Annotated in this window: 15 protein-coding genes and 1 pseudogene; 11 read left to right on the forward strand and 5 right to left on the reverse strand. The window is 69.8% G+C overall.

All coding sequences use genetic code 11. The annotated features are described in order from the left end of the window. Positions 1–82: 82 nt before the first annotated feature. Positions 83–820 (reverse strand): SGNH/GDSL hydrolase family protein, encoded by a 738-nt coding sequence (locus MME74_RS00965; RefSeq protein WP_267416774.1) that lies wholly within the window; start codon positions 818–820, stop codon positions 83–85. 201 nt (positions 821–1,021) lie between these two features. Here MME74_RS00965 and wecB point away from each other — a divergent pair, with 201 nt between their 5' ends. The 6 genes and pseudogenes from wecB (at position 1,022) to MME74_RS00995 (ending at position 7,264) form a co-directional block, all read left to right on the forward strand. Beyond that, positions 1,022–2,161: a non-hydrolyzing UDP-N-acetylglucosamine 2-epimerase gene (gene wecB / locus MME74_RS00970; protein ID WP_267416775.1), complete on the forward strand. Its 1,140-nt coding sequence runs from the start codon at positions 1,022–1,024 to the stop codon at positions 2,159–2,161. Between the two features lie 39 nt (positions 2,162–2,200). Then, on the forward strand, positions 2,201–3,601 hold the full coding sequence (locus MME74_RS00975) for a glycosyltransferase (RefSeq protein WP_267416777.1): 1,401 nt from the start codon (positions 2,201–2,203) through the stop codon (positions 3,599–3,601). A 169-nt stretch (positions 3,602–3,770) separates the two neighbouring features. Beyond that, positions 3,771–4,085, forward strand: a pseudogene (locus tag MME74_RS00980) (MFS transporter); the annotation flags it as partial. A gap of 68 nt (positions 4,086–4,153) precedes the next feature. Further along, positions 4,154–4,843 carry an MFS transporter gene (locus tag MME74_RS00985; protein WP_267418617.1) on the forward strand — a complete coding sequence of 230 codons (690 nt, stop codon included), beginning with the start codon at positions 4,154–4,156 and terminating at the stop codon, positions 4,841–4,843. Positions 4,844–4,881: 38 nt separating this feature from the next. Continuing rightward, entirely contained in the window at positions 4,882–5,421 is a 540-nt protein-coding gene (locus MME74_RS00990) for a cytochrome C5 (protein WP_267416778.1), read from the forward strand. Between the two features lie 25 nt (positions 5,422–5,446). Further along, positions 5,447–7,264, forward strand: a complete 1,818-nt coding sequence (locus MME74_RS00995; protein WP_267416779.1) for a glycoside hydrolase family 15 protein — start codon at positions 5,447–5,449, stop codon at positions 7,262–7,264. Between the two features lie 114 nt (positions 7,265–7,378). Here the strand turns inward: MME74_RS00995 and MME74_RS01000 are convergent, their stop codons facing one another. Then, positions 7,379–8,383: a magnesium and cobalt transport protein CorA gene (locus MME74_RS01000; protein ID WP_267416780.1), complete on the reverse strand. Its 1,005-nt coding sequence runs from the start codon at positions 8,381–8,383 to the stop codon at positions 7,379–7,381. A 333-nt stretch (positions 8,384–8,716) separates the two neighbouring features. Between MME74_RS01000 and MME74_RS01005 the strand changes: the two genes are divergently transcribed. Together MME74_RS01005 and MME74_RS01010 are read left to right on the forward strand one after the other, a co-directional pair. Beyond that, complete coding sequence (locus MME74_RS01005) at positions 8,717–9,286, forward strand: RNA polymerase sigma factor (RefSeq protein WP_267416781.1); 570 nt, start codon at positions 8,717–8,719, stop codon at positions 9,284–9,286. Further along, positions 9,283–10,161, forward strand: a complete 879-nt coding sequence (locus MME74_RS01010) for a hypothetical protein (RefSeq protein ID WP_267416782.1) — start codon at positions 9,283–9,285, stop codon at positions 10,159–10,161. The genes MME74_RS01005 and MME74_RS01010 overlap by 4 nt, the downstream gene beginning before the upstream one ends. A 6-nt stretch (positions 10,162–10,167) precedes the next feature. Here MME74_RS01010 and MME74_RS01015 read toward each other — a convergent pair whose 3' ends face one another. The 3 genes from MME74_RS01015 to MME74_RS01025 are packed head-to-tail and all read right to left on the reverse strand — an operon-like array spanning position 10,168 to position 13,390. After that, positions 10,168–11,193, reverse strand: coding sequence for a Gfo/Idh/MocA family protein (locus MME74_RS01015; protein WP_267416783.1), 1,026 nt, complete (start codon positions 11,191–11,193; stop codon positions 10,168–10,170). Beyond that, positions 11,190–12,209, reverse strand: a complete 1,020-nt coding sequence (locus MME74_RS01020) for a Gfo/Idh/MocA family protein (protein ID WP_267416784.1) — start codon at positions 12,207–12,209, stop codon at positions 11,190–11,192. Before MME74_RS01020 ends, MME74_RS01015 begins: the two co-directional genes overlap by 4 nt. Then, positions 12,206–13,390, reverse strand: coding sequence for an ROK family protein (locus tag MME74_RS01025; RefSeq protein ID WP_267416785.1), 1,185 nt, complete (start codon positions 13,388–13,390; stop codon positions 12,206–12,208). Before MME74_RS01025 ends, MME74_RS01020 begins: the two co-directional genes overlap by 4 nt. Before the next feature lie 189 nt (positions 13,391–13,579). Here MME74_RS01025 and MME74_RS01030 point away from each other — a divergent pair, with 189 nt between their 5' ends. The 3 genes from MME74_RS01030 (at position 13,580) to MME74_RS01040 (ending at position 16,716) form a co-directional block, all read left to right on the forward strand. Further along, the gene (locus tag MME74_RS01030) at positions 13,580–14,821 is read left to right on the forward strand and encodes an ABC transporter substrate-binding protein (RefSeq protein WP_267416786.1); all 1,242 of its coding nucleotides are present in this window, start codon (positions 13,580–13,582) and stop codon (positions 14,819–14,821) included. Between the two features lie 75 nt (positions 14,822–14,896). Beyond that, positions 14,897–15,802: a carbohydrate ABC transporter permease gene (locus tag MME74_RS01035; RefSeq protein ID WP_267416787.1), complete on the forward strand. Its 906-nt coding sequence runs from the start codon at positions 14,897–14,899 to the stop codon at positions 15,800–15,802. Further along, positions 15,799–16,716 (forward strand): carbohydrate ABC transporter permease, encoded by a 918-nt coding sequence (locus tag MME74_RS01040; RefSeq protein WP_267416788.1) that lies wholly within the window; start codon positions 15,799–15,801, stop codon positions 16,714–16,716. The genes MME74_RS01035 and MME74_RS01040 overlap by 4 nt, the downstream gene beginning before the upstream one ends. Positions 16,717–16,729 lie beyond the last annotated feature (13 nt).

Consider the following 16,729-nt stretch of genomic DNA (forward strand, 5'->3'; position numbering starts at 1 on the left):
GCGAATGCGCTCAACCTACTGGTGCGCCGCGGGCGGCGTCCAGAGCGAGTTCGCCCCGCGCGGGTGAGGGCTGCGGCGGCTGTCAGCCGTTCAGGCGCGCCGTCGCGATCAGGCCCTCGAGCAGTGCGGTGGTGCGTGCGCGCGGTCCTTCGGGACGGATGCCGAGGGCGGCCGCCAGCTCGAGCGCGAGGACGGCGTGACCGGTCGTGTTCGGGTGGAACGGGTCGTTCATCAGCCCCCACGGCACTCCGCCGGCACCGAGCTCGGCGAAGCGGGCGTACTGATCCACGAGGATCACGTCCTCGCTCGCCGCGACCTCGCGCACGGCGTCGGCGAACTCGCCGATCCGGGCGCGCTCCGGAGCGTTGCGCACATCGATCGCGGGCGGCGTCTGCAGCACCGGGACGGCGCCGATGGCCCGCACGCGGGCCACGAACTCCCGCAGCGACGCGGCGTAGTCGGACGCGGAGATGACCTCGCGCGGCCCGCCGTCCGAGGCGTCGTTCGTGCCGATCATGAGCGTCACGACATCGGGGTTCCAGTCCGCGACGCGGCGGTCCCAGTCGTCGAGGAGGTCGACGATGCGGTTGCCGCTGATGGCCGTGTTCAGCACGATGTCGCGCACGCGCTCCAGCTCGCCGCGGATCAGCTCGTGCAGGTGCTCCGGATAGCTGCGACCACCCTGGGTGTGCACGAGGCCGTGGGTGATGGAGTCGCCCGTGATGATCCAGTTCCGCGGCGCGGGGTCCGCGAGTGCGGCGGCGATGCGGCGGAGGTCGGAGACGGCGGATGCGGTGGCGGGGGATTCGGCGTTCGACACGGCTCCGAGCCTAGTGGCCGCGGTGCTTCTGCCGACGTATGCCGGAACGTCGATATGCGTGCAGAGATGGGCACGGGCGATGGGGAAGACGGCGGGTACTGTCGGTTCCTCATTGCCCGCGGCGCGTACCGCACCGCAGGCACCTCACAACTCATCACGTCGGCCACGGGGTCCACCCGGGGGCTGATCGAGGTACCCAAAATGAAGCTCTCCACACCGCCCGAGGCCGTCGAACTGCCGAAGTCTTCGGTGATGATCGTGTTCGGCACCCGGCCCGAGATCGTCAAGCTCGCCCCGCTGGTGCGCTGCCTCGGCGACGCCGCGTACGTCGTCCACACCGGCCAGCACTACGACCGCGGGATGTCGGAGGTGTTCCTGCACTCGTGCGGGATCGAGCGGGTGCATCGACGGCTCCGTGTCGGTGGTCTGCCGCGGGCGGCGCAGATCGGACGCGGCGCGGAGCAGATCGCGGAGGCGATCGCCCAGGTCGAGCCGCAGTACGTCGTCGTCCAGGGGGACACGAACGCGACGATCGCCGCCGCGCTCGCCGCGAACGCCGCCGGTGTGCGGCTCGGACACGTCGAAGCAGGGCTTCGCGCGGACGACCGCCGCATGCCGGAGGAGCACAACCGGGTGATGGTCGACCACATCGCCGATGACCTGTACGCCGCGACCGAGGCCAACCGTGACAACCTCCTCGCCGAGGGCATCGACGACGACCGCATCCTCGTCACGGGCAACCCCGTCGTCGAGGCCGTCCGGATGCAGCGGGCCGCCGCCGGGCCCGACCGCGACGAGCTCGAGCGACTCGGTCTCCGGTCGGCGCACTACGTGCTCGCGACGCTGCACCGGCAGGAGAACGTCGACACCCCGGACAACCTCCTCACCACGCTGCACGCGTTCAACGAGATCGCCGCGTCGGGGTGGCCGGTGATCTTCCCCGTGCATCCGCGTACGCGGGCGATGCTGACCGCGCTCGACGCCGAGCACCTGCTGGACGGCCTGGTCTCCGAGGAACCGTACACGTACGAGCGGTTCCTCGCCCTCGCGGCCAATGCCGCGCTGCTGGTCTCGGACTCCGGCGGTATCCAGGAGGAGGCCACGGTGCTCGGCCGCACGGTCCTCGTGGTCCGGGACTCGACCGAACGACCGGAGGCCCTGGGCTCCTTCACGCGCCTGGTCACGCCGCAGACGCTCGCGGGCGAGGCCGCCGCCGTGCTCTCCTCCGTGGAGAAGAACCTCGCCGGGCTGGTCGCCCTGCCCTCCCCGTTCGGCGATGGCCACGCGACGGAGCGCATCGCGGAGCACATCCGCTCCGCGATCACGGCCGAGGCCGCCTGATGTCCGTGTCGTCCGCCGCCCCTGCGCGCTGAGGCCGCCGTGCTCGCCATCGCCGGGACGTACTCGCTCCTCATCACCCTCGCGTTCATCGTCTACGTGATCCTGATCGTGGTCCCCTTCCTTCGCCGCACGCCCGACCCGGAAGGACCGGTCGATGCGTTCGAGTGGCACATGTTCGTGCCGTGCCGCGACGAGGAGGTCGTCATCGGGCGCACGATCCGCATGCTCCGCACCACGGTTCCGCAGGCCCATGTCTGGGTGATCGACGACGACAGCGACGACGGGACGGCGGCGATCGTGCAGGCGGCCGCCGACGCGGACACCTTCGTGCATCTCGTGCAGCGGCGTCGGCCGGAAGCCCGGACCGGAAAGGGCGATGCGCTCAACGCCGCGTACTTCGCGATGAACGCCTTCCTCCCCGCCGGCACCGACCGGTCGCGCGTCGTCGCCTGCGTGGTCGACGCCGACGGCGAGGTGGCCGAGAACATCCTCCGGCAGGCCGCCTCCCCGAAAGCGTTCGGGGATCCCGAGGTCGGCGCGGCGCAGGTCACCGTCTACATGAAGAACCGTGATGACCGCCGGCCCGTGGCGGGTGCCGGGCGTGCGAGGAACGCCTTCGGCCGCTTCCTCATCCGGATGCAGGACATGGAGTTCCGGGGCCAGATCGCCGCGGTCCAGGCGCTTCGCGGGTGGACGCAGACGGTGGGTCTCGGAGGGAACGGCCAGTTCACGCGCCTCTCCGTCCTGGACGACATCGCCGCGCGGTCCGATCGGCCCTGGCACGGCTCCCTCCTGGAGGACTACGAGCTGGGGATCCACATCCTGCTCGCGGGGCACAAGAACCGTCATCTGCACGACACGTACGTCGCTCAGGAGGCCCTGCACGACTTCCGGAGGTTCGCGGTGCAGCGCACCCGGTGGGCGCAGGGGAACATGCAGTGCATCCGCTACATCCCCGAGATCGTCCGCTCCCGGAAGCTCTCGATCGTCGGCGTCCTCGAGGTCTGCTACTACCTGCTGCTTCCGGTCTTCCAGGTCCTCGCCTGCGTCGCGGCGGTGACCCTCCTCATCGGCGCGACCGTGGGGCTCCTCACCGGGACGCTCGTCGTGCCGTTGACCTCCCTCCTGCTCTTCGTGGTCCTGTATCTCGTGCTGGGCATCGGCCCGTTCGTCGTGTGGGGGCCGATCTACCGCCGTCACAGCGAGCCCGGGATCGGGTTCTGGCGTGCCGTCCTCTGGGGGATCGGGGTGTGTGGCTGTACGACTACTACGTGTACGTGGCGGGAGCTCGCGCGGTCTATCGGATCGTACGCGGACGCAACGGGTGGGCGAAGACCCGGCGCAATGATGAGGTCGACGTGGCCGGCCTGGTCGCGAAGGACGCATGAGGGGCGCGTGGGATACGGTGGGCGGGTGAGCCCTGAGTCGGATAGACGCTAGATCGCGGGTGTGAGCGCACGTCGTGCGCTCCCCGCATCCTCGTCGACCTCTCTCACCTGCCGCTCGGCGCGCTCCGGAGCGCGTGCGGCTCTGCGCGTCTGGATGCACCATGCCGTTCCTCGTTCCCGTCCTCGCTCTGGCGATCTTCGCCCAGGGCACCAGCGAGTTCATGCTCGCCGGCCTTCTCCTCCCTCTGTCCGCCGATCTCGACGTCGATCCGTCCACCGCCGGCCTCCTGACCTCCGCCTTCGCGGTCGGCATGGTCGTCGGCGCCCCGCTGATGGCCGTTTTCGCCAGCCGGTGGCGTCCGCGGTCGGCCCTCGTGCTGCTGCTCGCGGCCTTCATCACCGCGCACGTGGTCGGCGCCGTCGCGTCATCGTTCGCGCTGCTCCTCGTCACTCGAATCCTCGCCGCGCTGGCCAACGCCGGCTTCCTGGCGATCGCCCTCGCCACCGTGCGGAGTGTCATCACCCCGGCGCAGACGACCCGCGCGGTCGCGGTCCTGCTCGGGGGCACGACGTTGGCGACGATCGTGGGGGTCCCGCCGGTGCGATGCTCGCCACGGCCTTCGGCTGGCGCTCCACCTTCTGGGCCGTCGTCGTGCTGTGCCTTCCCGCCGTCGTGGCGCTGCTCCTGGACCGGACGCTCGGCGCCGTTCCCCGTGCGCCGCAGGTCCATCTGCGTGGGGAGCTCGTGGAGCTGCGACGCCGCTCGGTATTGGTGGCCGTGGTGCTCGCCGTGCTCGTCAATGCGGCGACCTTCGGGGTCTTCACGTTCCTCGCCGTCATCGGGGCGGATGCCGGCATCGACGCATCCTGGATCCCGCTGCTGCTCGCCGTCTTCGGGGTCGGCGCCTTCCTGGGCGTGACGGCCACCGGGCGATGGGCCGCGCGCTTCGATCGCGCCTGGGTCGTGATCGGCTCCGTGGCGACCACCGCGGTCTGGGCGCTGTTCGGGCTCGCGGTCGGATCGGTCCCGGCGGTCTTCGTCGGTGCGCTGATCGGCGGGATGCTGTCGTTCGCGGTCGGCTCCTCGCTGATCGCGCGCATCGTCGGCCAGGCGTCGGGGGCGCCGGTGCTCGGCGGTGCCTATGCCACGGCGGCACTGAACCTCGGGGCGGTCGGCGGACCGGTGCTCGCCGGCATCGCGTACTCGGGCGCCGGCGCATCCGGCATCCTGTCCGTCGCGGCGATCCTCACCGCCCTCGCCGTGCTCCTCTCACCTCTGCTGCCACGAGGATGACCGCCCCGGGGCCGCGACGGATGCGAAAGACTGGGGGTATGACTTCGTCTGCACTCGACACGCTCCTGGCCCGCATCGTCGAAAGCGGCCTGCTCGAAGACCCCGTCGCCGAGAACGGCCTGGTGTACGGGCGTGCCAGCATCGACGCCGCCGGAACCGTCGTGAACGTGAACGTCGACCCCGAGCTCGAGGACGACGACGAGCACGGCGAGGATCTCGACCACGATGCCCTGATCGCGGCGCTCGCCCGCATCCTCTCGGTAAGCGAGTCTCGCTGGCGGGCCGTGATCGACGAGGTCGCGACCGACATCGACGATGCCGTCGAGGATGAGCCCGTGGTCGAGCAGATCGACCTGCGTGACGACCTCGAGGCCACCTCCGTCGTGGTGTTCGCCGATGCCGCGCTGCTCGCGTTCCTCGCGCCGAAGCAGTTCCCCGACTCGCGGATCCTCGTGCAGCTGGATGAGGAGCTGGAGGTCGAGGGCGTCGAGGTGCGGGATCTCGACGGCGTCGAGACCATCGAGTTCGACACCCTCGACGAGCTGCTCGACGAGATCAGCCGCGCCGACGAGAACTGATCGACGGCAGAAGCGGCGCGACGCCATGGTGACTCTCGCTCCCGATGCGGGCACGCGCATCGAGGACTACGCCCTTCTGAGCAACTGTCGCACGGCGGCGCTGGTCTCCACGGCGGGGAGCATCGACTGGCTGTGCCTGCCGCGGCTCGATTCGGCGTCGACGTTCGGGGCGGTGCTCGGCGACGAGTCGCACGGGCGATGGCTGCTGCGTCCGACGGATCAGGCGGCGGTGCGCACGCGGCGATACGACGGCGATACTTTCGTGCTCATCACCCGCTGGGAGAGTCCGGATGCCGTCGCCGAGGTGCACGACTTCATGCCGATCGGACTCGACCCGGATGCGACGATCCGGCGGACCGACCTGATCCGCCGGGTCGTCGGCATCCGCGGGACGATGACCTTCGAGCAGCGTCTGAGCATCCGTTTCGACTACGCCAGGGTGATGCCCTGGGTGCGCCAGGTCGGGACGGACGCCGAACCGTGCCTGGTCGCGATGGGCGGACCGGACGCCGTCGCCCTGCGCGGTGCGGCGCTGAAGGCCGTCGATCATCAGCACCGGGGCGAGGTGACGGTTGAGGCGGGTGAGGTGCGAGACCTGCAGCTCACCTGGTTCCCCTCGCATCTCGAGGTTCCGCCGACGCTCGACGTCGAGAAGGAGGTCGCCGAGACGAAGGCCTGGTGGCAGGAATGGGCGGAGCGGATCTCGCACGACGGCCCTCACCGGGATGAGGTGGTCAGGTCGCTGCTGATCCTGCGGGCGCTCACCAACCACGAGACGGGCGGTATCGCTGCGGCGGCGACCATGGCGCTGCCCGAGGAGATCGGGGGCGTGCGCAACTGGGACTACCGGTACGTCTGGCTGCGCGATGCCGCCCTCACCCTCGAGGCGTTGCTCGCCCACGGGTTCCTCGCGGTGGCGGGGCAGTGGCGCGAATGGCTGCTGCGGGCGGTCGCCGGGGACCCGGCCGATCTCCAGATCATGTACGGCCCGGCGGGAGAGCGGGACCTCCCGGAGCGCATCCTCCCCGGATTCCCGGGATACGAGGGTTCGGCGCCGGTGCGGATCGGCAACGGCGCGGCGGAGCAGTACCAGGCGGATGTCGTCGGGGAGGTGCTGGTGACGCTGTCGGCAGCGCGGGCGGCGGGACTCGACGAGTCGGCCTTCTCGTGGCCGCTGGAGCGGGAGCTGGTGCGGTTCGCCTCCGAACAGATCGAGCGCCCGGATCAGGGGCTGTGGGAGATCCGCGGGGAACCGCAGCTCTTCACGCACTCGCGGGTGATGATGTGGGCGGCGTTCGACCGAGCGGTGGTCGCGGTGGAGGAGTTCGGCCTCACCGGTCCCGTCGAACGGTGGCGCGGACTGCGCGACCGGATGCGCGAGGAGATCGACCGGCACGGCGTCGTCGACGGCCACTTCGTGCAGCACTACGGAACGACGGAGGTCGACGCGTCGCTGCTGCTCCTTCCGCAGGTGGGGTACTGCCCGCCGGACGACCCGCGCATGCTGGCGACGGTCGAGCGCATCGAGCAGACGTTGATGGCGGACGGGCTGGTGCGCCGCTACCGCACCGGTACCGGTATCGACGGCCTCTCCGGGTCTGAGGGTGCGTTCCTGGCGTGCTCGTTCTGGCTGGTCGAGCAGTACGCCGTGACCGGTCGGCTCGACGAGGCCCATGCGCTCATGGGGCGGCTGTGCGGGCTGGCGAATGACGTGGGCATGCTCTCCGAGGAGTACGACCCGGTGTCGGCGCGGCAGCTTGGCAACACCCCGCAGGCGTTCTCGCACCTCGCGCTGGTCCGCGCAGCCGATGCCCTGGCACGGACCGAGCACCGGTCGCGATGAGACCTCGCCGGTCGGGCGAGAGCCGCCGACCCGTCGCCCCAGACGGGGCGTCTGCTCCGAAGAACGACGCCCCCACCTGATTCCGCAGGTGGGGGCGCGACATCGTGCGGCCGGTCAGAGCCACTTCTTGTACTTGAACACCCCGAAAAGGCCGACGGCGAAGGCGGCCATCGCGCCGATGGCCATCGGGTAGCCGAAGGCCCAGTGCAGCTCGGGCATCACGTCGAAGTTCATCCCGTACACGGTGCCGACGAGCGTCGGGGCGAAGATGATGGCCGCCCACGAGGAGATCTTCTTGATCTCGTCGTTCTGTGCGAGACCGGCCTCGGTCTGACGGCGGGCGACCAGCGCCGAGTGCACGGTCAGCGCGTTCTCGAGGATCGCCCGGAAGGAGTCGATCTTCTCGTTGACGCGGATCGTGTGGTCGAGCACATCGCGCAGGGAGCGCTGCAGCTCCTCGTCGATGCGGTACTTCTCCGACCCGCGACGCAGCCACTCCAGCATCCCGTTCAGCGGGTGCACCGCACGCTGGAAGTTGATGACCTCGCGGGAGAGCTCGTAGATGCGACGCGAGAGCGCGCTGTCGTCGTCGCCGTCGCCGAAGAGCTGGTCCTCGATCTCGTCGATGTCGTTCAGCAGCCCGGCCACGATCGGCTCGTACCCGTCGACGACCTCATCGAGGATCGCGTAGAGCACGGCCTCCGGACCCATCGCGAGCAGCCCGGGGTTCGCCTCCATGCGGGCGCGCACGGCGGCGAGGTTGGGCGACTCGGCGTGCCGGATCGTCACCACGAAGTCGGGGCCGACGAACAGGTGCAGCTCGCCGAACTCGATCGACTCCTGCTCGTCGCGATAGCGGGCGGGCCGCAGCACCGCGAACAGGGTGTCTCCGTAGCGCTCCACCTTCGAGCGCTGGTGTCCGGAGAGCGCGTCCTCGACGGCGAGCGGATGCAGGTCGAACTCGCGAGCGACGGACGCCACTTCCTCAGGGCTCGGCCGGTACAGGCCGATCCACGCGATTCCCCCGGCAGCGTCCAGCATCCGGTAGGTCTCGTCCAGGTTCTTGGGGGTCTCCACGCGACGTCCGTGGACGTACACGCCGTTGTCGATGAGCGCCATGATGCGGCTCCGTTCTCGCAGGTGCACGGCAGCAGAGAGCTCCGTGCACGGATTCGTCAGGGGGCGGATGACGCCGCCGACGGCTGCGGAGAAGGACGTGCGAAAGCGGACCGGAAGGTCAACGCGCTAGCGCAGGGAGTCGCGACGCAGCGAAGGCGGCGTCGTAACTATCATCGGACATCGCCATCACCGCCTTTCGGGACTCTTCGGGGTCGAGCGACCCAACGGGTCAGCATACTCCTGCCACCTGGGCGCCGAGCACAGGATGACGAAGTCGCGGGGGGATCTTCGGGCGAGGTGTGACCTTCCGTGGGGCCGCGGACACTATGGAGTATGGAACCAGTGGATGATCGGGGCGTCTGGCAGCAGGTGCTCGCGGGAGACGGCGATGCCTTCGGTATCGTCTGGGATCGGCATCGGGATCGCGTCTTCCGTCGTCTGCTGTCGGCGGGAAACACTCCGTCCGATGCCGAGGATCTGACCGCCGCCGTGTTCCTGGAGCTCTGGCGGAAGCGGACCGGAGTGAGGTTCGTCGACGGATCCCTGCTGCCGTGGCTCCTGGTGACGGCCCAGAACGTGCACCGCAACGCGAGCCGCGCTCGCCGCCGCTACCGGAGCTTCCTCGAGCGGATCCCGCGCCCGGAGCACGCGCCCGACCCGGCGGAGCTGATCGCCGAGAAGGACTCCGCCCGCACCCGCCGGGTCCGCGAGGTGCTCGGCGCAGCCCGGGAGCAGGATCGCCACCTCGCGGTGCTGACCGCGCTCGAGGGGTTCACCATCCGGGAGGCGGCAGCAGCCATCGGGATCAGCGAGCCGGCCGCGAAGATGCGGCTGTCCCGGCTCCGTGCCCGTCTCTCATCTTCTTCCCCTGACCTGACGCCGACGGAAGGAAGCGCATCATGACTCCCTCGTTCTCCCCCGAGCGATCCGACGCCATCCGCGCGGAGCTGATCACCACGGCGGCACGTGCCCGGCCGGCCCGACGACGGGGCCTGTGGGCCGTGTCGCTCGTGCTCGCCGGATCCCTCGCCGGAGCCGGCATCTCCACGGCTGCCTTCGCAGCGAGCGGATCGTTCTCCGCGCGGCAGGCTCCCCAGGCTCCCGCCGGGCAGCCGGTCCCTGACCTCGGCGAAGCCGTCACGGCGCCGCCGGGGACCGTGCCGGGCAGTCCCGTGATCTCGGTCCTCGGCGACCCGCACAGCATTCCCGTCGATGGGGCCGTCACCTTCCCCCTCGACCACCGTCCGGAGGACGCGACGCACGTGCGGGTGACGCTCACGCTCACCGCGCCCGGAAAGGTCACCTGGGGCACCGACGCCGGCGGCGACAATCCGTCGTCGACCGCGTCCGCCGCCGATGTCGCGGCAGGGACCACCATGGCCTGGTACGACTTCCCGCTCGACGACACGACGCCGGATCTGACCTTCGCGACCTCGGGCGGGGCGACCGCGACCGCGACGATGCAGTACCTCACCTATGTGCCGACGTACCTCGGTGTGAACGAGCACGGCGAGACGTTCGGGGTCGAGGGCGGTCCGGACGGGGCGCCCGATCTCATCGCCGTATCGGGTGTCGGGGATGACGGGACCGCGGTCGAGGGATACGCCTGGGCCGCGGAGCTCGACGCCTTCTCGCCCGATCACCCGACCCTGCCGAACAACCCCGAGGAAGCTCTCGAGTGGCAGGCGGAACGCGATGAGAAGTATCCGACGGGCTGGGACATCCGCATCTACGAGAGCGACGGACGCACCGACGTCGGCACCTTCCACATCGGTTAGTCCGGGCTAGTCGAGGGCGACGACCTCGCCGCCGCGGGCCGCCGACGCCTGGGCGGCCTTGGCGATCTCGACCGTGCGGATGCCGACGCCGGCATCCGGCTGCGGCTGTCGACCGGCACGGACGGCGCGGACGAACTCGTCGAGCAGCAGCGCGTCGAGGTCGGCCCCGACCGGGTTCCAGGTCTCGCCGTGCGCATCGTGCCCGGCGACCCCCTTGGCGAAGGGGCTGACCGTGACCGTGCCGCGCTCGGCGACGACCTGCAGGGTGAGCCCGCCCCACGTGGCCGAGCTCATCGGCCAGCTCCAGGAGCAGTCGATCGTGGCGGTGACCCCACTCGGATACTGGATCGTGACGAGCCCGCCGGTCTCGACCTCGAGGTCACGCTCGGCGTGCAGGATGCTGTTGGAGACGGCGCGGACGGTCTGGGCTCGCTCGCCCAGCAGCTCGTCGAGCAGGTCGGCGCAGTGCACGACGTGGTCGACCAGGGCGCCCCCGCCCGCGAGCTCGGGGTCGGTGAACCAGGCCCGGTCCTGCGGGAGCTTGCCGTTGTTGATGCCCGTGACGCCGAGCACCCGTCCGAGGCGGCCGCTGCGCAGCTCGGCGATCGCGTCGCGCACGCTCGGCGCGAAGCGCACCGGGTACGCCACCATGAGGATCACACCGGCGCGCTCGCACGCCTCGCGCATGGCGATCGCGTCTTCGACCGTCGTCGCCAGCGGCTTCTCGCACAGCACGTGCACCCCGGCGGCGGCCGTGCGCTCGACGAGGGTGCGGTGGCGGGAGTTCTCGGCGGCGATGACGACCGCATCCGGCTTCCAGGCGAAGGCCTCGTCGTAGGTCTCGACATAGGCGACACCCAGCTCCGCGGCGAGGGCGGCACCGCGCGGTGCGTCGTCGGGGGCCGCGGCGCCGTCGGGGTCGGCGGCGATCAGCTCGATGCCCGGCGTCGCCTTCAGCGCGTGCACGTAGCTCAGGGCATGCGTGTGCGCGAACGACAGGACAGCGATCCGCAGCGGGGCGGGAGCGGTCATCGGGCGGCCTCCTCGGCGATGGCGGTGCAGCGTTCGGGGGAGGGGAGGGCGATCGGTGCACCGGCGGCGATCGAGGCATACGCGGCCTCGGCCACGGCGACGGCTTCGATCCCGTCCGCCGGGCTGACCCGGGCGTCGCGCCCCTCGCGCAGCGCCACGACGAAGTCGACGATCTCGGCGTAGTACGGGCTCTCCTGCGGCGACATCGGCGGCAGGTAGTCGGTGTCGCCCTCGGGGAGCACCGCGTCCGTGCGCTGCGCGTTGTCCTCGGCGCTGTCGTAGCGCAGCCGTCCCTCGGAGCCGGAGACCTCGACGCTCGTGCGGAACGGCATGCCGGGCGCGACCCAGCTGCCGTGGATGTGGCTGATGACGCCGTTGCGATGCGTGAGCACGAGGTGCGAGGTCACGGGCGCGGGCACCCGGTCATCGACGGTCGGCGGATTCTGCACCGCGTAGACCGTGGCGACCGGCCCGGCGAACCAGACCGCCTGGTCGATGTCGTGGATCATCAGGTCGCGGATGACGCCGCCGCCCGTGCTCTCCGAGAAGAACCACGGCGTCTGCGGTGCGGAGCCGGCGCGGCTGAACCGCTGTACCGCGAGCGTGCCCACGTGTCCCGCCTCGATGCCGGCCTTGATCTGGGCGTACTCGCCCATGTAGCGCACCACGTGGGCGGGGAAGAGCCGCACGCCGGCGTCTTCGGCAGCGCGCGCGACCGTGGCCGCGGCCTCGGCGGTCGCCGCGAGCGGCTTCTCGCAGATCACGTCGCGCCCCCGGGCGATCGCGCGCAGAGCGAAGTCGGCGTGCGTGCTGCTCGGCGTCACGATGTCGACGATGTCGACGAGCTCGATGAGGGCGTCGACATCGGCGACGAGCTCGAACCCGTACTCCTCCGCGATCTCCTCGGCTCCGGCGAGCGACGTCACGTACCCCTCGGCGCCGAGTGCGCGCCAGGCATCGGCGTGCACGCGCGAGATCCCGCCCGCGCCGATGAGTCCGACCTTCAACGTGCTCACTGCTTCTCCTCGGTGTTGTCGCTGGCAGTGTCGTCCGCCGCAGCGGGTTCGTGCGGCAGCGGGGTGATCGGCGGGGCCGGCATGTCCTCGATGCCGTAGATCTCGGCGGCGTGCCGCTGGAACGCATGCACCACGGCGCCGTGCGCCGCGGCCTCCGCGCCCAGGCGGGCCTCCGCGATCGGCACCTGGAACGGCAGGCCGAGGTGCGCGGGGAGCGCCGCCCGCAGCGGGTCGAGCAACTGCTCGTGCGCCGCGGAGAGCCCGCCGCCGATCACGATCATCGCCGGGTCGACCGTCATGGTCAGGGTCGCGATCCCGTGCGCGAGCTCGTCGATGAAGCCGTCGAGCTCCTGCTGGGCCGCGCCGTCGCCGCCGCGAGCCATCGCGAAGACCTCGGCGGCGGTCGCTGCGGTGCGCCACGAGATCTGCCCGGTCTCGGTGTTCAGCCCGCGGAAGGCCAGGCGGCCGATGTCGCCGGCGGCGTTGTGGATGCCGCGGCGCGGACGACCGCCGAGGATGAGTCCCATCGCGATGCGGTTGCCGACCGAGAGGTAGATGACGTCGTCCACGAGTTGCGCGACACCGAGGTGGTGCTCCGCGACCGCGGCCAGGCGCACGCCGTTGTCGACGGCGACGGGGCAGCCGAACGCCTGCCGCAGCTGCGAGCCGATGTCGATGCCCGACCACTCCGGGATCACGACCGACGTGGTCACCCGGCCGGAGTCGTCGACGATGCCGGGGAGCGAGACCCCGACCGCGCGCACCTTCGACGCCGGGATCGAGACCGCGGCGAGCGTGCGGCGCACATCGTCGATCACCGCGGCGAGCTTCGAGGCGCCGTCGGGCTGCGCGGCGACGCCGGAGTAGCTGCGCTGCGCGATCACGAGTCCGGCGAGATCCGCCAGCACGACGCGGACGCTGGCGACCCCGATGTCGACACCGACCACGGTCCCCGCAGCCGCATGGAAGGAGTAGCGGCGAGCCGGCCGCCCGGCGCCGCCGCCGTTCTGCACGGGGGCGTCGACGATGAGGCCGGATTCGCCCAGGGCGGTCACGGCGTTCTTGACGGAGGTGCGGGAGATCTCGAGCGAACGCGACAGGTCGTTGACGGTCGCGGGACCCGTGTCGCGCAGCTGCAGGGCGGATCGCGCAACGATCGAGAGTGGACTGGTCACGGCCATGTGCTGTCCCTTCTTCTTCTCCGTCGTCGGGTGCGATCAAATTAGCACACCGAATTCTCAGATCAAGCTTTGATGTTCTCGAACGGGAAACACGCCTGAAACAAGCCTCTGCGAACTTGTACTTGACGAATTATCCCATCCCAGTGTCATAATGAACCGTACTCAGCACGGTTCAAGCAAAGGAGCACCATGCGCGTCAGCAAGTTCATCGGCGTCGCCGCGGGAGTCGCGGCCGCCACCCTGTTGGCCGGATGTTCGGCCGGCGGAGGCAGCACCGCAGAGGGTGAGCAGGACATCACGGTCTGGCTCTACCCCGTCATCGCCGATGAGGCGGTGCACAAGGACTTCTGGGACTCGACGATCGCCGACTTCGAAAAGAAGAACGAGAACATCAACGTCACCTACGAGATCTTCCCGTGGGCGAACCGCGACGAGGCGCTCCAGACTGCGATCGCGGCGGGCAAGGGCCCGGATGTCGTCTACCTCGTCCCCGACCAGCTCGCGGCGTACCAGAAGTCGATCCTGCCGCTCGATGACCTGCTGAGCGAGGAGCGCCAGGGCGACCTGCTGCCCAACGTGAAGAAGTCGGTCACGCTCGACGGCGACATCCTCGGCGCCCCGATGCTCACCAGCGCCCAGCCCCTCATCTGCAACGCGGCCGCGTTCGAGGCCGCCGGCGTCACCGAGTACCCCGAGACCTGGGACGACATCGCCGAGATGGCCCCGAAGTTCACGGCGAAGGGCATGTACGCCCTGAACTACCCGGCCTCCGCCGAGAACACCCTGAACCTCACCTACTACCCCCTGCTCTGGCAGGCCGGTGGTGAGGTCTACACGAAGGACGGCGACGTCGGCTTCGACAGCAAGGCCGGCGTGAAGGCGCTCACGTTCCTGACCGACCTGGCCGAGGCGGGTGCCCTCGACCCCGAGGCGCTCACCACCAACGTCCCGCTCGAGCAGACGGCCGTCGCCCAGGGCAAGGTCGCCTGCACGTGGAACAACGCGGTCCCCGAGGTCCTGCCCTTCTGGGGCGAGGAGAACGTCAAGGTCCTCGCACCGTTGACCGAGAAGGAGACCGTGGCCTACGGCACGGTCGGCTCGCTCTCGGTGCTCAAGGGCTCCAAGTCGCAGGAGGCCGCGGCGAAGTTCGCCGAGTACGCCACCGGCGCCGAGGTCGTCGAGCCGTACCTGAAGGCGGCGGGCTACTTCTCCGCTCTCAGCACCACCGAGCCGCTCTACGCGGACGACCCGCTGCTCGGCGAGGTCGAGAAGTACGTCCCGGACACCACGGTCGGCGAGCTGAACGCGTCGTCGCGTGCGCTGATGGGTGTGCTGGCTCCCGAGATCCAGGCCGCTCTCCTCGGGGACAAGTCTCCGGAGGACGCGCTGAAGGATGCCGCGACCGCTGCGGCACCGCTCATCAAGAAGTAAGCAGCACCGGGGGCGTGCGGAGCCCGAACTCCGCACGCTCCCGTTCCCTTCACTCCCCCACGTGAGGAATCACTGATGACGACGGCAACCACGGCCGAGAGGCCCGCAGGGCGGGTCGCACGGGTGCTCGCACGGCGAGAGGCGCGGGTCGCCTTCCTGTTCGTGCTCCCCGCGTTCCTCCTCTTCATCGCCTTCCGCTTCGGCCCCAGCATCGTCGGCGTCGCCCTGAGTTTCTTCGACTACGACATCACCGGCGAGATCTCCTGGCGTGGCCTCGACCACTTCCAGCGCATGATCGCCGACCCGCTGTTCTGGCGGGCGATGGGCACCACGCTGATCTACACGGTGTTCGCGGTGCCGATCGCGCTCGTGCTCTCCACCGTGATGGCGCTCGGCGTGCGCCGCGCCTTCCGGGGTGCGCGCTTCTTCCGCTCGATCTTCTTCCTCCCCGTCATCACCTCGCTCGTGCTGGCCGGATCGATCTTCGTCTGGATCTTCTCCGCCAACGGTCCCTGGTCGGCGCTGATGACCCCGCTGGGTCTCGGCGGGTCCTGGCTGGGCAGCACCGTGCTCGTCATCCCGGCCATCATCGTCGTCGGCGTCTGGTCGCGGTTCGGCTACGGGATGATGATCCTCATCGCCGCGCTGCAGGACGTTCCGCGCGAGCTCGAGGAGGCCGCCCTGGTCGACGGTGCCAACGCCTGGCAGCGGTTCCGGTACATCATCCTCCCGGTGCTGCGCCCGACATTCTTCTTCCTCGCGGTGATCGAGACGACCGCCGCGTTCCAGGTCTTCGACGTCATCTACGTGATGACCCAGGGCGGGCCGGCGAACGCCAGCTACTCCCTCGTCTACATGCTGTACGACCAGGGCTTCCGCTACTTCGACTACGGCTATGCGGCCGCCATCGGTGTGGCCCTGTTCGTCATGACCCTCGTCGTCGCGCTCATCCAGCGCCTGGTGATCGGAAAGCAGAAATGACCGCTCTGTTGCAGCCTCCGACACAGCCGCCGACGCAGTCCCCGGTGATGCCGCCGAAGATGTCGACCAAGCAGCGCCGCGCCTACCGCGCGCTCCAGCCCACCGGGTGGGGGATCGTCGGCCGCTGGGTCTGGCTGAGCCTCGCCGGCCTCCTCAGCTTCTTCCCCTTCTACGCGATGGTCGTGCTGAGCCTGAAGCCCGGCATGGTCGTCGAGCTCCCCGGGTCCCTGCTGCCCTGGAAGGACATCTCCTTCGACGCCTACGAGCAGGTGCTCGCGGGACAGAACATCCTCGGCTGGCTCGGCAACACCCTCATCTACTCGCTCGTCTCGGTCGTCGCGGTGCTGTTCCTCTCGGCGCTCGCGGGCTACGCCTTCGCGAAGAAGCGCTTCCGCGGCAAGGAGGTGATGTTCTGGTCGTTCCTCGCGATGGTGATGGTCCCGTTCCACGTCACCCTCATCCCGACGTTCATCCTGATGGCGAACCTCGGCGGCGTCGACACGTACTGGGGTCTGATCCTGCCGTCGCTCGCGAACGCGCAGGCCGTGTTCCTGATGCGGCAGTTCATCTCCGGGCTGCCCGACGAGCTGTTCGAGGCCGCCCGCATCGACGGCGCCGGAGAGTTCCGCATCTTCCTGCGGATCGTGCTGCCGCTGTGCAAGCCGATCCTCGCGACCCTGGGCATCTTCGTCTTCCTGTGGCACTGGAACGACTTCCTGTGGCCGCTCATCATCGCGAAGTCCAACGCGATGTTCACACTCACCGTCGGCATCTCGTCGCTGCAGCAGCAGAACGTCCCGCTGAGCACCATGCTCGCCGGATCCGTCGTCGCGCTGCTGCCCATCTTCCTCGCGTACCTCATCGCTCAGCGGTACGTGCAGGAGGGCGTGGCCGGTACGGGCATCAAGGGCTGAGAAGAAGGGAAAG

This window comes from Microbacterium oxydans (assembly GCF_026559675.1).
GTDB classification, from domain to species: Bacteria; Actinomycetota; Actinomycetes; order Actinomycetales; family Microbacteriaceae; genus Microbacterium; species Microbacterium oxydans_D.

Bases quoted from the DNA above. Each gene is read 5' to 3' on its own strand.
- MME74_RS00995 (WP_267416779.1), top strand. From the start codon at position 5,447: ATGGTGACTCTCGCTCCCGATGCGGGCACGCGCATCGAGGACTACGCC.
- MME74_RS01040 (WP_267416788.1), top strand. From the start codon at position 15,799: ATGACCGCTCTGTTGCAGCCTCCGACACAGCCGCCGACGCAGTCCCCG.
- MME74_RS01005 (WP_267416781.1), top strand. From the start codon at position 8,717: ATGGAACCAGTGGATGATCGGGGCGTCTGGCAGCAGGTGCTCGCGGGA.
- MME74_RS01030 (WP_267416786.1), top strand. From the start codon at position 13,580: ATGCGCGTCAGCAAGTTCATCGGCGTCGCCGCGGGAGTCGCGGCCGCC.
- MME74_RS01010 (WP_267416782.1), top strand. From the start codon at position 9,283: ATGACTCCCTCGTTCTCCCCCGAGCGATCCGACGCCATCCGCGCGGAG.
- MME74_RS01015 (WP_267416783.1), bottom strand. From the start codon at position 11,193: ATGACCGCTCCCGCCCCGCTGCGGATCGCTGTCCTGTCGTTCGCGCAC.
- MME74_RS00990 (WP_267416778.1), top strand. From the start codon at position 4,882: ATGACTTCGTCTGCACTCGACACGCTCCTGGCCCGCATCGTCGAAAGC.
- MME74_RS00985 (WP_267418617.1), top strand. From the start codon at position 4,154: ATGCTCGCCACGGCCTTCGGCTGGCGCTCCACCTTCTGGGCCGTCGTC.
- MME74_RS01000 (WP_267416780.1), bottom strand. From the start codon at position 8,383: ATGGCGCTCATCGACAACGGCGTGTACGTCCACGGACGTCGCGTGGAG.
- MME74_RS01035 (WP_267416787.1), top strand. From the start codon at position 14,897: ATGACGACGGCAACCACGGCCGAGAGGCCCGCAGGGCGGGTCGCACGG.
- MME74_RS01025 (WP_267416785.1), bottom strand. From the start codon at position 13,390: ATGGCCGTGACCAGTCCACTCTCGATCGTTGCGCGATCCGCCCTGCAG.
- wecB (WP_267416775.1), top strand. From the start codon at position 1,022: ATGAAGCTCTCCACACCGCCCGAGGCCGTCGAACTGCCGAAGTCTTCG.